This window comes from Ruminococcus flavefaciens MA2007, assembly GCF_000621845.1.
GTDB lineage: Bacteria > Bacillota > Clostridia > Oscillospirales > Ruminococcaceae > Ruminococcus > Ruminococcus flavefaciens_E.
Genome location: NZ_KK211355.1, coordinates 203,448 through 217,503, shown reverse-complemented (window position 1 = coordinate 217,503; position 14,056 = coordinate 203,448). Strand labels below are relative to the sequence as shown.

12 protein-coding genes are annotated in these 14,056 nt (G+C 47.6%); all 12 read right to left on the bottom strand.

The genetic code is table 11. The features are described from left to right. Window positions 1–304: 304 nt before the first annotated feature. Complete coding sequence (locus T497_RS0114030) at window positions 305–1,909, bottom strand: ABC-F family ATP-binding cassette domain-containing protein (RefSeq protein ID WP_024861732.1); 1,605 nt, start codon at window positions 1,907–1,909, stop codon at window positions 305–307. Window positions 1,910–2,451: 542 nt separating this feature from the next. Then, window positions 2,452–4,173, bottom strand: a complete 1,722-nt coding sequence (locus T497_RS0114025) for a SulP family inorganic anion transporter (protein ID WP_028516159.1) — start codon at window positions 4,171–4,173, stop codon at window positions 2,452–2,454. Between the two features lie 274 nt (window positions 4,174–4,447). Beyond that, window positions 4,448–6,511 (bottom strand): FtsX-like permease family protein, encoded by a 2,064-nt coding sequence (locus T497_RS0114020; protein WP_028516158.1) that lies wholly within the window; start codon window positions 6,509–6,511, stop codon window positions 4,448–4,450. Further along, window positions 6,501–7,265, bottom strand: a complete 765-nt coding sequence (locus tag T497_RS0114015; protein ID WP_196243047.1) for an ABC transporter ATP-binding protein — start codon at window positions 7,263–7,265, stop codon at window positions 6,501–6,503. The genes T497_RS0114020 and T497_RS0114015 overlap by 11 nt, the downstream gene beginning before the upstream one ends. A 12-nt stretch (window positions 7,266–7,277) precedes the next feature. Next, on the bottom strand, window positions 7,278–7,499 hold the full coding sequence (locus tag T497_RS0114010) for a hypothetical protein (protein ID WP_024861728.1): 222 nt from the start codon (window positions 7,497–7,499) through the stop codon (window positions 7,278–7,280). 499 nt (window positions 7,500–7,998) lie between these two features. Beyond that, a complete protein-coding gene (locus T497_RS0114005; RefSeq protein ID WP_028516156.1) occupies window positions 7,999–9,249 on the bottom strand; it encodes a bifunctional folylpolyglutamate synthase/dihydrofolate synthase in 1,251 nt (416 codons plus the stop codon). A gap of 67 nt (window positions 9,250–9,316) precedes the next feature. Then, a complete protein-coding gene (locus T497_RS0114000; RefSeq protein ID WP_028516155.1) occupies window positions 9,317–10,060 on the bottom strand; it encodes an SDR family NAD(P)-dependent oxidoreductase in 744 nt (247 codons plus the stop codon). Between the two features lie 65 nt (window positions 10,061–10,125). Continuing rightward, on the bottom strand, window positions 10,126–10,428 hold the full coding sequence (locus T497_RS0113995) for a Dabb family protein (protein WP_028516154.1): 303 nt from the start codon (window positions 10,426–10,428) through the stop codon (window positions 10,126–10,128). Window positions 10,429–10,433: 5 nt separating this feature from the next. Continuing rightward, window positions 10,434–10,940 carry a GNAT family N-acetyltransferase gene (locus tag T497_RS0113990; protein ID WP_028516153.1) on the bottom strand — a complete coding sequence of 169 codons (507 nt, stop codon included), beginning with the start codon at window positions 10,938–10,940 and terminating at the stop codon, window positions 10,434–10,436. After that, entirely contained in the window at window positions 10,918–11,781 is an 864-nt protein-coding gene (locus T497_RS0113985) for a hypothetical protein (RefSeq protein ID WP_028516152.1), read from the bottom strand. Before T497_RS0113985 ends, T497_RS0113990 begins: the two co-directional genes overlap by 23 nt. After that, window positions 11,778–12,608, bottom strand: coding sequence for a hypothetical protein (locus T497_RS0113980; RefSeq protein WP_028516151.1), 831 nt, complete (start codon window positions 12,606–12,608; stop codon window positions 11,778–11,780). The genes T497_RS0113985 and T497_RS0113980 overlap by 4 nt, the downstream gene beginning before the upstream one ends. Further along, window positions 12,605–14,029, bottom strand: a complete 1,425-nt coding sequence (gene pyk / locus T497_RS0113975) for a pyruvate kinase (protein ID WP_028516150.1) — start codon at window positions 14,027–14,029, stop codon at window positions 12,605–12,607. Before pyk ends, T497_RS0113980 begins: the two co-directional genes overlap by 4 nt. Window positions 14,030–14,056: the final 27 nt, after the last annotated feature.

The following is a 14,056-nucleotide window of genomic DNA, read 5'->3' as shown; positions in this document are numbered from 1 at the left end:
TTTCCAAAGACTTTTATCTGGTTTTTTCTATAAAAGAGCCCCTCTGTAGTTTTTAAAGAGGGGCAAGTTATTTTTGGGGGCTCTATTATAGAAAAAATGAAATAACGGTCTTGAAAATGATAAGAGAAAAGCCTTTTTCAAAAGGGGTTCTCGCAATAATAATTATAAAACTTATATGAGTATTATGGTTATTCTTTCGGGATTTTTTATCTGTAGGGGCTGGCGTCCCCGACAGTCCACCAAAGGCAAACCATGCAAACGGGCGAGCGGATCTCGCCCCTGCATTCTCAATTCAGCCAACAGCTTATAAAAGTCCGTTCTCCTTCTTGAAGTCGATGAACTCCTCGTATGTTCCCTGTCTGTCAAGGCAGCCGTCGGGAGTTATCTCGATTATGCGGTTAGCAGTGGTCTGCATTATCTCGTGGTCGTGAGAAGCAAGGAGCACTACGCCCTTGAAGTTGATAAGGCTGTTGTTTACAGCGGTAATGCTTTCAAGGTCGAGGTGGTTCGTAGGACGGTCAAGCACCAACACGTTAGAACCGAAAAGCATCATGCGCGAGAACATACATCTCACTTTTTCGCCTCCCGAAAGCACATTTACAGGCTTGTACACGTCGTCGCCCGAGAAGAGCATACGTCCTAAGAAGCCGCGGAGATATGTCTCTGTTTCGTCCTTTACGGAGTACTGACGAATCCAGTCGAGTATGGAAAGCTCGCAGCCGTTGAAGTATTCCGAGTTATCCACTGGCATATAAGATGTGGTGACGGAAACGCCCCACTTGAAGCTGCCGCTGTCAGGCTGCTCCTCCTCCATAAGTATCTTGAACAGCATGGTGATAGCCTGCTCGCTCTCGCCCACAAAAGCTACCTTATCAGTTCTGCCGAGAGTGAAGCTTACATTGTTGAGCAGCTTTACGCCGTCAACGGTCTTGGTAAGTCCCTCTACCTGCAAAATATCCTTGCCGAGCTCTCTGTCCATATCGAAGCCGATGAACGGATATCTTCTGCTTGATGCAGGAAGCTCCTCAACGGTGAGCTTCTCGATGAGCTTGCGGCGTGAAGTCGCCTGATTGGACTTTGATTTATTAGCGGAGAATCGTGCGATGAAGTCCTTTAATTCCTTTATTTTCTCCTCGTTCTTCTTGTTCTGCTGCTTTATCATGCGCTGAATGAGCTGGCTGGACTCGTACCAGAACTCATAATTGCCCACGTACATCTTTATCTTGTTGTAGTCGATATCAACGATGTGGGTGCAGACGTTATTGAGGAAGTGACGGTCATGGGATACCACGATGACTGTACCGAAGTACTCGGAGAGGAACTCCTCCAGCCAGCGTACCGCGTCGATATCAAGGTGGTTGGTAGGCTCGTCAAGGAGTATGATATCGGGATTGCCGAAAAGAGCCTGTGCAAGAAGCACCTTTACCTTTTCGTTACCCGAAAGACCTGCCATCTGCGAATAAAGGATATCCTCGGAAAGACCGAGTCCCTGTATGAGCTTTGAAGCGTCGGATTCTGCCTCCCAGCCGTTGAGCTCCGCAAACTCGCCCTCCAGCTCTGAAGCCTTGACGCCGTCCTCTTCGGAGAAGTCCTCCTTTGCGTAGAGAGCGTCCTTTTCCTGCATTATCTCGTAAAGACGGGCATTACCCATAATTACGGTGTCGAGAACTGTGTACTCGTCATATGCGAAGTGGTCCTGCTTGAGAACGCTGAGACGCTCCTCCTTTGGCATAGTGACCTCGCCCGAAGCAGGCTCCAGCTCGCCGCAGAGCACGCGGAGGAATGTGGACTTGCCTGCTCCGTTGGCGCCGATAACGCCGTAGCAGTTGCCGTTTGTGAATTTAAGGTTTACATTTTTGAAAAGTGTTGAGCCGCCGAACTGCACGCTCACATTGCTTACTGTTATCATATCTGATCCTTTCTCAAATCAATTATAGCTTTGTAATAATTGATTCAGTTTAGAGTTGAGAGTAGAGAGTTCAGAGTTAATGTGTTCGCTTAGCAAACATTATTTGAATAATACCGCCGCAGGCGGCACCATAACTCTCAACTCTCAATTCTCAACTATGTGTTTATAAGCTTGTCTTAATGCACAACAAAAATTATTATACCATATTTCCAAGGTCTTGTAAAGACAAAAAAATCCCGACACCGAAGAACACTGAAACTTCGGTATCGGTTCAATGAGGATGATTTTCAAAAGCCCTCGCAGGCTTACAGATAGGCATTTCTGCTATCTGCATGAGAATTGGAACTTCAAGGACCATTCTCTGTGTATTATATTACCATGGATAGTATACATTGACAACTCATTTTTCGCAGATTAAGTGGACAAAACGACGTTCTTTATACATATCCGTTAAAATCCGCACGTTTTTTTGTCTGACTTTACTTAAACGCTCATTCGTCAAAAAAGCACCGCAAGGGACTTATCCTCACGGTGCTTCTGATTTATTTCACTTTCTTTGATTCTATTTCTTTCTCTATTTCCTCTGCTCTCTGGAGAGCTGTGTCGATATGGTCGCAGAAGTTCTTCTCGCCAACCTTTTCAACGAAACCGGCCTTTTTCATGACCTTCATAGGCTGCTCGTTCACGTGTGAGAATACAACCTTTACGTTGTGGCGCTCACAGCGCTTAACGATACGCATGAGAGCTTCAACGCCTGTAGCGTCGATAGCAGGAACATTTCTCATTCTGATACAGAGAACGTCTATATCCTTGTCGCTGAGCACGTACTTGTACTTATCTGTAGCCGCAAAGAACATAGGTCCGTTTATCTCGAACACACGGGTGTTCTTCGGTATCTTCTTCAGGAGGATATTATCGGGATCGGTATCCTCATCGTCAACATCAACCCATGCATGAGCCTCGGTAACGTCTGCCATACGCTTCATGAAGAGAAGTGCAGCCATTACCATGCCGACGCCGATAGCGACTACAAGGTCGAATACTACTGTAAGTATCAGTGTTACGAAAAGTACAGCGATATCGCTCTTGGGAGCGGTCTTTACTGTGTTTCTGATGTTTCTCCAGCCGCACATATTATAAGCTACGATAAAGAGTATAGCTGCGATAGTGGGCATCGGTATCAGTGAAGCATAGGGCATGAGAACTACCAGTATTACCACAAGGACTACCGAGTGTACCATGCCTGCGATAGGAGTACGTCCGCCGTTCTTTACGTTTGCGGCTGTACGTGCGATAGCGCCTGTAGCAGGTATACCGCCGAAGAATGCCGAGCCGATGTTTGCTGCGCCCTGTGCCACCAGCTCCATGTTTGAGCGGTGCTTTGAGCCTACCATACCGTCTGCAACAACGCAGGACAGAAGCGACTCAACAGCTGCAAGGACTGCAATAGTGAAAGCATTGGGGATAAGAGCTCTTACTCTGCCGAATGTTACCTCGGGCACAGTGAGCTTCGGAAGTGAATTTGATATCTTATAGAGGTCACCAATGGTATTTACATTGATATCGCTGAGCTTTACGATAGCGGAACAGACAATGACCGCAATGAGTGAAGCAGGTATCTTCTCCAGCTTTTTCGGCCAGAGGATAAGTATTGCCAGCGAGATAACGCCGATAAGAAGCGCCTGCCAGTTGATAGTATCCATAAACAGACCTATCGCCTTTACCTTTTCAACTGTCTCGATAGGCGACTCAAAGCCGAGCTTTTCCTGCATAAGAGCCTTATCATAGGTAAGTCCGAGGAAGTCCTTGACCTGTCCGAGGAGGATAGTCACGGCGATACCAAAGGTAAAGCCCGTGGTGATAGTACCCGGTATGTATTTGATGAGAGCTCCGAAGCGGCAGAATCCCATGATTATGAGGATAATACCAGCCATTATCGCCGATATGGCAAGTCCGTCCATGCCCTCAACAGCTACGATTCCCGCAACAGTTGTGGCAAATGCCGCCGTAGGACCTGCTATCTGAACACGGCTTCCGCCTAAGAACGAAACGATAAAGCCTGCGATGATAGCGGTATAAAGTCCCTGCTCAGGTCCTACTCCCGAAGCGAGAGCAAGCGCGATAGACAGGGGCAGCGCTATGATAGCGACGATTATTCCCGAGATAACGTCCTTTACGAACTGCTCCTTGGTGTAGGTCTTCATTACCGAGAAAAGCTTTGGTTTGAGCTTTTCTTCTGTGGGTTTCAATGCTTTTTCAGCCATATTTCTAACCTCTTTTTCCGTTATTTTCTGATAAAAAACACGCAACGCTATCTATTATACTACTAAAAACAGCGGTTTTCAAGAGATTTCAAACAGGGGGAAAAATTTTGTCGGTTTATATATATTCCTGTCTGTCGTGGAAAAAATCTATAGCATTTTATCCGTTTGTAGGAAGAAGACGGAACGCCGCCACTGCTAATCACTATGCACTATCCACTAATAACTCAGAAAAAGCCATAAGGCTTAACCTTATGGCTTTTTAATCTGTATAAGCTTACTTCTGTTCTCTTGTTACCGCCTTGCTGCCGAGGAATGTCAGCAGGAAGTATCCGCCGTATATCAGCACGACCAATGCTGCGGTGAATAATACAGGCTTTATATAATCTCCCGTTATAAGGAGTTCAAGTCCGAATCTGCCGAATCTCATACCCACGTATGCGTGGAGACAAGCCAGCAGCAGCGGCAGCAGGAAGAATATTCCGGACTGTCTGAATATGGACTTTGTTATCTCCTTCTCCTCTACGCCAAGCTTGCGGAGCATTGTATATCTCGGCAGGCTGTCTGCGCTCTCTGAGAGCTCCTTCAGTGCGAGGATAGCGCCGCAGGAAACGAGGAAGATGAATCCGATGTAAAGTCCGAGAAATGTAACGATAGCGCCTATTCCTATAGCGCTGTTGACAGTCTCTATCCTTGTGGACATATTGTAGTTAGTTCCGCCCTTTGTGTCGCTCGTATACCAGTGTATTGCGTTTTCCCATTTTGCACGGGCAGTTTTCTCAGCTTCTGCAATGCCCTTTTTATCTGTAGCCTTGTAGTTGCCCACAAAATTATCAAAGCACTGACCATTCTCTGATACTGCATTGTCGGGAACTATGAAAGCACCTGCATTATTTGCCTGCATTCCGGGGTAGATAGACGTCTCGATACATTTTGTGAACTTAGGCTTGAGAGATTTGCCGTATATTACTGCCTCGGTCTTATCTTTAAGGAACCCTGTATAAATATCTGTAAAGCCAAGAGCATTTGCGCATACTGCGTATTCATCGTCGGCAAGCTCTATCTGCTCCTTGCCGTAAAGCTTCATAAGAGCGTTGTAATCGCTGAGCTTTATGATAGTTTCGGTGAAGTTGAAACGTGAGTAAAATTCATTATTATTCTCCAAGAACTCATCTCTCTTGTCTCCAATGAAGTCATATAATGTGAAATCATCGTCGATATAGTCATGGAAGTGGAGATATTCTCCGAACTCGTCATAAATGCTTTCGTTCTGCTGTGCGTATACATCGTCGATATTACCGCCCTTGTAAAGCCACGGATTCTCGGGATCGTCCGCGCTCTCTGCAAATTGAACATAGAAATCCACGGGATAATTCTCCTCAACGCCCTGATTCATGGAATTTCTGATAGTAAATGCAGTGGAAAGAGTGCAGATAGTAACGAAAAGCATGAGACAGATAACTGTCATGGAAGCAACTGTGGTGTTTACCTTGCTGCTGAGCTGACGGAATGTGAAGCTGTTGAGTCCGTGGTGGTAGATACCCTTTGCGGACATCATAACTCTCAGAAGCATTCCTGCTACAGACCAGAATATAAAGAATGTAGCAACACAGCCTACAATAATAGCCAAGCCGAACTTTCTTAAACTGAGGTGTTCTGCGTTCCAGCCTACTGAGTAATAAGCCCAGCCAAGAGCTGCTGCGGAGATAAGGAATACTATCACGCATACCCAAGGGTTCTTCATGGTTATCTTCTCTGAGCGTCTGCCCGAGTTCATAAGTGTGATAAGACGGCACTTGCTGATAACAAAGCCGCTTCTCAGCATTACTACAGCGTACATAATGCCGAAATAGATGATAGTTTTTGTGATAGCCGAGCCCGAAACAGTGAATTTATAGGCATTCATGTCGGCTTCAAAGAGATTTGCGACTACGGCGCTCATGACCTGTGAAAGTCCCACGCCGATGAGAAGTCCCACAAAAAGCGAACCGATACCGATGATAACTGTCTCGCAGAGGAGAAGTGCGGATATGCGCCATTTGCTCATGCCCAGCATCATGTACAGGGCAAATTCCTTGTTCCTGCGCTTCATGAGGAATCGGCTTGCGTATACGATGAGAAGTCCGAGGACTACCGCTATGAATACGCTGACTGCTGAGATAGAGGTGGTAAGGATCTTTATCATCTCACGCTGGTCTTCATTCACTTTCAGGAATGAGGTCTGTGTTTCTATAGCGTTGAATACGTAGAATACCGCAACTCCGAGGACAAGGGTGAAGAAGTATATAGCGTAGTCCTTCAGGCTTTTGCGGATATTGCTGAGGGATATCTTAAAGAGCATCGCTGACGTCACCTCCCAGCAGGGTAACTACGTTGATTATCTTGTCAAAGAACTGCTTTCGACTGTCTCCGCCGCGGTTTATCTCGTTGAAAACCTTGCCGTCCTTGATGAAAAGAACTCTCGAAGCATAGCTTGCGGTAAATGAGTCGTGAGTTACCATTATAATAGTAGCATCGCACTCATGGTTGAGATAGTTGAAGCGCTCCAGAAGCATTTTCGAGGACTTTGAGTCCAGTGCGCCTGTAGGCTCGTCGGCAAGGACAAGCTTAGGAGAAGTAACGATAGCTCTTGCGGAGGCTACTCTCTGCTTCTGTCCGCCTGACATCTCATAGGGGTATTTGTTAAGCACCTCTGTTATGCCAAGCTGCTCGGCAACGGTCTTTACTGCCTTGTCTATCTCCTTTGCAGGACGCTTCTGAATGGAAAGTGCAAGGGCGATATTCTCATAGGCTGTCAGGGTGTCCATAAGGTTGAAGTCCTGAAAGATAAAGCCCAGCTTATCTCTGCGGAACTTGTTCAGCTCCTTGCCCTTGAGCTTTGTGATGTCGGTATCCTCAAGCATGATATGTCCTGCTGTAACGCGGTCGATAGTGGATATGCAGTTGAGGAGAGTAGTCTTGCCGCTGCCCGAAGCTCCCATTATAGCGGTGAACTCGCCCTTCTCCACATTGAAGGAGATATCGTCAACTGCCTTTGTAAGGCTTGAACGGCTTCCGTAATATTTTTCAACGTTCTGTAATCTGAGTAATGACATAATTTTATCTCCTTATAATGTATCAATTGTGTTCTTGTGTTTTCTTACATACCAGTTGCAGAGGTGGAAAACTGCAAATGTGCTCCAGAAAAGAGCTTCTACAACACTTCTGCGCGGATCATAGGCTGCTCTTACAACAAATATCTCATATAATTCCGCAGTACCGAATACGACCATTAAAATGCTGCTGATATGGTAGAGAATCCTGATAATTTTTGAAGTATGCTTTTTCATAAGATCATTTCCTTTCGGTCATTTTCTCGGGAGCCGTTCTCCCTTTCCATGATCTTATTATACATCACGCAATAGCTTATGTCGTATTTTTAACATTACGCAACCTTACAATTTTGTAATGTCAGCGAATAATTATCAGTGATAAGTGATCAGTTGTTAGTGCTTAGTGATTAGTAGGGGCGCACATCGTGCGCCCGAATCAACATATCCTAAAACAACATCTGTAGGGGCTTGCGTCCACGACAGCCCGATAAAGGGACGCCCTCTCTTACAGGGCGTCCCTCTCCCGAAAACAATTCACTGGATTGTTTTCGGGATTCACCCTTGCGGAGCGCTTCGTAACTGTGGGGCGCTGCCCCACTCCCCGCAAGGGCTGTCCCCCTAATCGGGTCCGTCCCCTCTGTCGCGTTGCGACATCTCCCCACCCTGTGGGGAGTCACCCTTGACCTGACCAAAGGAACACAGTCCCTTTGGAATCCCGTTCATATGCTCATAACAGCTAACGGCTGTTAAGGTACTCGCTGGCAAGATACAAAGAGCCGCATATCACCGCAACTCCGTTGTTCTCACGGGCAAGCGCTTTTGCCTTTTCCGCGCACTCCGCAAGAGTCCCGAACTCCGCTTCTGTACGGAATGAAGCTATATCCGCGATAGTCTCGGCGGATACTGCATTGGGCGCAAAGCCGTCAACTGCGAAAAGCTTGTCCGAAAGTCCCGATATGGTCTTTACGCAGTCCACATAGTCCTTGGAATCCACCATGCCCATGACTGTGTATATCTTCTTCCCTCTCGTGCTGAGATACATCAGCATAAGGGACAGCATATTCACTCCCGAGGGGTTATGACCGCCGTCCACTATAACAGGGGGCTCGCCGTCTATGTACTGCACACGCGCCTTGACCTGTGTGGTCTCCACAGCCTCTATTATGGCGCCGTCGCTTACCTCGAAGCCCTTGCTTCTCAGGTAAAGACAGGCTGTTATGGCAGTCTGGGCGTTGTACTTCTGGTGTATGCCAGCCATTGCAGGAGAAAGCTTTACTCCCCTGTAGATAAACGGCGAGAAGAGTCCGCCGTCTGCCGCAGGAATAACAGGTTCAAGAGGTACGAGCTCCGCTCCCACTCTCTCGGCAGTTTCACGGACAAGCTCCTTGACGCTGTCGGGATTGTCATCGGAGAGTATGACCGCTGAGCCGCTCTTGATTATGCCTGCCTTGTGGGAGGCTATCTCCTCAACGGTATCACCGAGAAGCGCCGTGTGGTCGAGAGAGATCGACGTTATCACCGAAAGCAGGGGCGGCGGTATCACGTTTGTAGAGTCGAGAGTTCCGCCTATGCCCGTTTCAAGTACAACTATATCGCAGTTTTCACGCTCAAACCACAGCATGGCTATCGCCATTGTTATCTCAAACTGGGAATAAGCCTTGTCGTCAACGCGCTCCTTTACGAACTCCGCTATATCGCAGAGGGACTTCTCGTCTATCTCGTCGTCGTTTATGCGTATCCTGTCCGTGTAGCGCAGAACAAATGGCGAGGTAAATTTTCCCGTCTTATAGCCTGCAAGCTGTAATGCTCTGCCGATATATTCAAGGGTAGAACCCTTGCCGTTGGTGCCTGCGATATGAACGAATTTAAGGCGCTCCTGGGGATCGCCCACACGCTTCATAAGCTCCCTTGCACGGGAGAGGTCGGTTATCCTGCCCCCTGATTTGGTATAGGAATTTATGAAGCTCATACATTCTTCGATGTTCATGGTTACTCCTTATGTTATTATATCAGAATATTGCACGGGCGCACACTGTGCGCCCCTACATTCTCAATTAATACACCCCTGCCTGCTTTTCAGCCCTGGCAACGGCGTCCTCAAGAGTCATGCCCGTAAACTCCTGTGCCGAGAAGATACGTCCGCACTTCTTGTCGTCGATGAAAGCTCCCACAAGTACGCCTGGTAGAGCACTCTCGGGAGAATTAGGCGCATTTGGTCCGCCAAGGTCTGTCCTGCACCAGCCCGGATCCGTAAGGCTGAGAGTAACGTCTGTGCCCTCGTAGTTCTTGCCGAGGTCCCGTGTTACCTTGTTGAGAGCCGCCTTTGCCGCGGAATAGCCTGCCTGCTCGGGTTCAAGGTCGATACCGCTGGTGGTATTGACTATACGTCCGAAGCCGCGCTCCTTCATCTGCGGAAGGAAATGATAGCATATCATCATTGGAGCGGTGGTGTTTATCCTGAAGCTTATGTCGTAATCCGAAGCAGGAGTTGCGAGATAGTCCGTTCTGTAGGCTATCTGAAGTCCTGCGTTGTTGAGAATGATGTCAAGCTTTGTGCCCTTTTCGTCGATAGTGCGGCACATTTTTTCTACCTGTTCCATGTCGGAGAGCTCTGCTGTCACAATGTAAGCGTCAACGCCCAGCGCCTTTACCTCGCTGAGGACCTTTGCGCAGTGCTCCTCTGTTCTGCTGTGGAGAACGAGATTGCAGCCCTGCTTAGCCATGAAAATCGCGGAAAGATATCCGATTCCACGGCTCGCGCCCGTAATGAGCGCCCATTTGCCTTTTACGTTTACCATGTTTTCTTCCTCCCATAGGGTATATATATGATATCCCCGTGCTGCGTGCCACGGGGAATGTCATCTCAATATTCGTAGTCGATACAAGCTCTGTCAGTCTTTACGCTGCCTATGAATTTGCCGAATTCAAGGTGTGCAGGGTGTACCTGATAAGCGTTGAGGTCGTCGATAGTCTCGAAGTCGCAGAGAAGTGAGATAGTATAGTTGCTCTCGGGAGCGTCCTTTGAGTTGATGACTACCTCGCCTTTTTTAAGCTCCTTGACATTGGCGATAACGTTGTCGAAGCGCTTTTTAGCTTCAAGTGCGTTTTCGTATTCGCTTCTGCCGTCAGCTTCCTTTAATTTGAACATAACGATGTGTTTTATCATTATAATTACCTGCTTTCGTAAATTTTTGCTTTGAAGGTTTTAAGTCCGTCGTAGCTTGTGTATTCTCCGAAGCCCTTGAACACAAGTCCGCACTTCTCAATAACATGAGCGGAGGCTGTATTCTCAGCCGCACATTCAGCTCTCAGAGGAACATCACCAAACTTGCTGCGAACGTGGTCTATCATAGCCTTTGAAGCTTCTGTAGCGTAGCCCATTCCCCAGCAGTCAAAACGGAAATTATAGCCGAACTCCCAGAAACCGTCCTCCAGAAGTCTTATACCGCCTGAGCCGATTAGCTTACCGTCGCTTCTGCGGACAAAGCCAAACTCGAACTGTGTATCCGTAGACTTTACAGTTCTGAGCCATTTCTTTGTGGTCTCCACGCTTTCGTGAGTGGAGTATATCATGTATCTTGCAACTCTCGCGTCGCCTGTCCATTCAAAAGCGGCTTCTGCGTCATCGAGAGTCAGCTGACGTAGGATAAGGCGTTCAGTCGTTATCGTCAGACTCATCTTCGTCTTCCTCGTCATCGGTGTCGGGAGGAGTCACCACTCTTTCAAGGGGCTCCTTGCGCTCAAACATAATAAGTGGTATCAGCGCCATTGCCGCTGCATAGGCGATAGTTCTGAAAAAAACAAGCCCCGTCCCGAACTGCACAGTGCTCTGAAGATAATCAAGAAATCCCGAATCACTTTCTATAGGATTGATAATACTATTGAGCTTATAATCAAAGAAAATATCGGCAGCCGCTCCGAAAAAGACGCCTATCCAGCCGATGACCGCTTTTACATCGGTCTTTTCCTGAGTTTCATGCATGAATATCATCATCAGAAGCATTGTCATTAAAATTACCGACCTCTGACGCGAAACAAGCGCCGACATTACGGCAAGTCCTGCCAATATGTAAAGGCAGATGAACATCGTTTTCCTGTCCTTCCACTTTATGACGCCGAACATCATAAGAAGAACCACTATAGCTGCGGCAACGCTCAGCAGGAACAGCGTCATTGCTCCCATATTTGATGCAAAAATGCCGATACCGTAGCGGATATTCTGCACATACAAGCCAAAATTAGTCACATAGCGCAAGCCGTCGCTTGTAAATATATTCGCCGCAAGGGAAACTCCCATAAGCAGCTTTGACCATGCACGGTCGTATTTCCGCGTTATTATGAGTATAGCAGGCGGAACAGTTACCAACAGCCCATATAGTGCCTGATTCAGTATCATTCTCCTTACATCGTCGCCATCAAGTGAATAAAAGCTGAAAATAGTCAGCAATGTCGGTCTTACAAGCAGTAATGCGATGATTATTTCAAGTATCCTGCTGCGTTTTGCAGTATTATGTGTCATTTTAGTGTATCCTCAGCTTTCGTCAATGCTTTTTGCGTATCGTAGGGGAATTGCTTGTCCAGCAGAAAAAACGGGAACAAAAGTATCATTATCAGAAGTATAGCAGCTCCCGCTGCCATGATGACAGTGCCTGTTATACCTGCTGTTGCCGCCCATTTCTCCGCATTTTCCATTTCTGAATCAAAACTGAATACAGGTATCATTACTCCTATACCAAAAAGAACTGCGGCTGCAACAGCGGCTATGGGAAAGAACGTGATACTGAGCCTGCCTGCCTTGCCCGGCTTTGTTTCGGTACTGCGGTTTTCGTTCACAAAGCACAGGGAAAGCAGTATCGTCAGGTCCATTACTATATCGCCGACATTGTAACTGGACAGTATACAGACGGCTATGAACACATAAAGGAATATCATCATAGTCCTGCGGCGCATAATGCCGATCATGCCCATGTATAAAAGAGCGCACATTATTGCGGCGGCAAAGGTAAAGGCTGAATGCACCATGCCCGATACCGCCGACCGCAGAAAAAATTCCATTTCGTCGGGCTTTAAGTCCAGCAGAAGCGTCAGGTCGCTGTAGAATCCATATGCCTGTGATACGGCGATAATTGAAAACGCCGCTCCCATAAGATAGCTCATGGAACTGTCGCGGTGTCTGCCAATAAGGAACATTATCGCCGCACAAAGGAGCGCCGCCATTTTTATGGAGAACCACAGCTCCTGCCTGAGCAGCGAGCCTATGACAACACCCAGACCTAAGACTATAGTTAGCGCAAGTCCCGAAAAGAACTCCGTTCTTCTTATCTTTTTGTTCAGTTCCCTGTTCACTTGCCTATTTTCTCGACCTTCATAAGGTTGGTAGTACCCGACACGCCCAAAGGTACGCCTGCGGTGATAGCCACAAGGTCGCCGTCCTCAACAAGTCGGTGCGACTCGGCAGCTTCTACTGCTGCGGCAAAGAGGTCGTCGGTGTTGGTCTTTTCATCTATTATAAATGGTATAACTCCCCAGCTCATATTCATCTGGCGGCAAACCACCTCGCTCATGGTACAGCCTATTATCGGACAGCTGGGACGGTACTTGGAAATAAGTCTCGCAGTCTGTCCCCCGAGAGATACAGTGATGATAGCTCTTGCGTTAAGGTCGTGGGCAGTAGTTACTGTTGCGTGGGCTATAGCCTCGGCAACGCTGCCGTTCTGGTCGGAGCTTCTCGACGCAAAACGAGCCTTGTAGTTGATGTTGTTCTCAGTAGTCTCGGCAATGAGAGCCATAGTCTTTACTGCTTCAACAGGATAAGCGCCTGCGGCAGTCTCGCCTGAGAGCATGATAGCGCTGGTGCCGTCGTAAAGAGCGTTGGCAACGTCGGTTATCTCCGCACGGGTAGGACGGGGATTGGTTATCATGGACTCCAGCATCTGTGTAGCTGTGATGACCTGCTTGCCTGCGTTGTAGCCCTTCTTGATAAGGGACTTCTGGATAGCAGGTATCTGCTCGAATGGTATCTCAACGCCCATGTCGCCTCTTGCGACCATGATACCGTCAGCAGCTTCGAGTATCTCGTCGATGTTCTCAACGCCGTCGGTGTTCTCTATTTTAGCGATAATTCTCACATCGAACCAGCCGAGGCTCTGTGTGAACTTTCTCAGGTAGTTGATATCAGCTGCGGTGCGTACAAAGCTTGCGGCAATGAAATCAAAGCCCATTTTTGAGCCGAATTCAAGGTCGTCCATGTCTCTTTCGCTGAGATAGGGCATGGAAAGCTTTACTCCGGGGACGTTTATTCCCTTGTTGTTGGATAGCGTACCGCCGTGGACTACTCTACATATTATCTCGTTTGTTGTTACCTTTTCGGCTAAAAGCTCGATAACACCGTCATTTATGAGTATCCTTGTGCCCATGCTGACGTCACGGGGCAGCTTCTTGAAGCTTATGCTGCCGACCTTATCGTCGCAGAGCACGTCCTCGGTAGTCAGAGTATATATATCGCCGTCGTGTATCTCAACGGGCTTGTCGTCGACGAATTTGCCCAGTCTTATCTCGGGACCTTTCGTATCAAGGAGAGTGGCAACGGGCAGGTCAAGCTCCTTTCTGAGTCTTTCGATAACGCGGAAACGCTTTTCGTGAGTCTCATAGTCTCCGTGGGAGAAGTTGAAACGTGCTACGTTCATGCCTGCCAGCATGAGCTCGCGCATTATGTTTTCGTCGTCAGTTGCAGGACCTATGGTACATACTATCTTAGTCTTTCTCATTGTATTTTCCTCTTTCCGTAAGGAGCT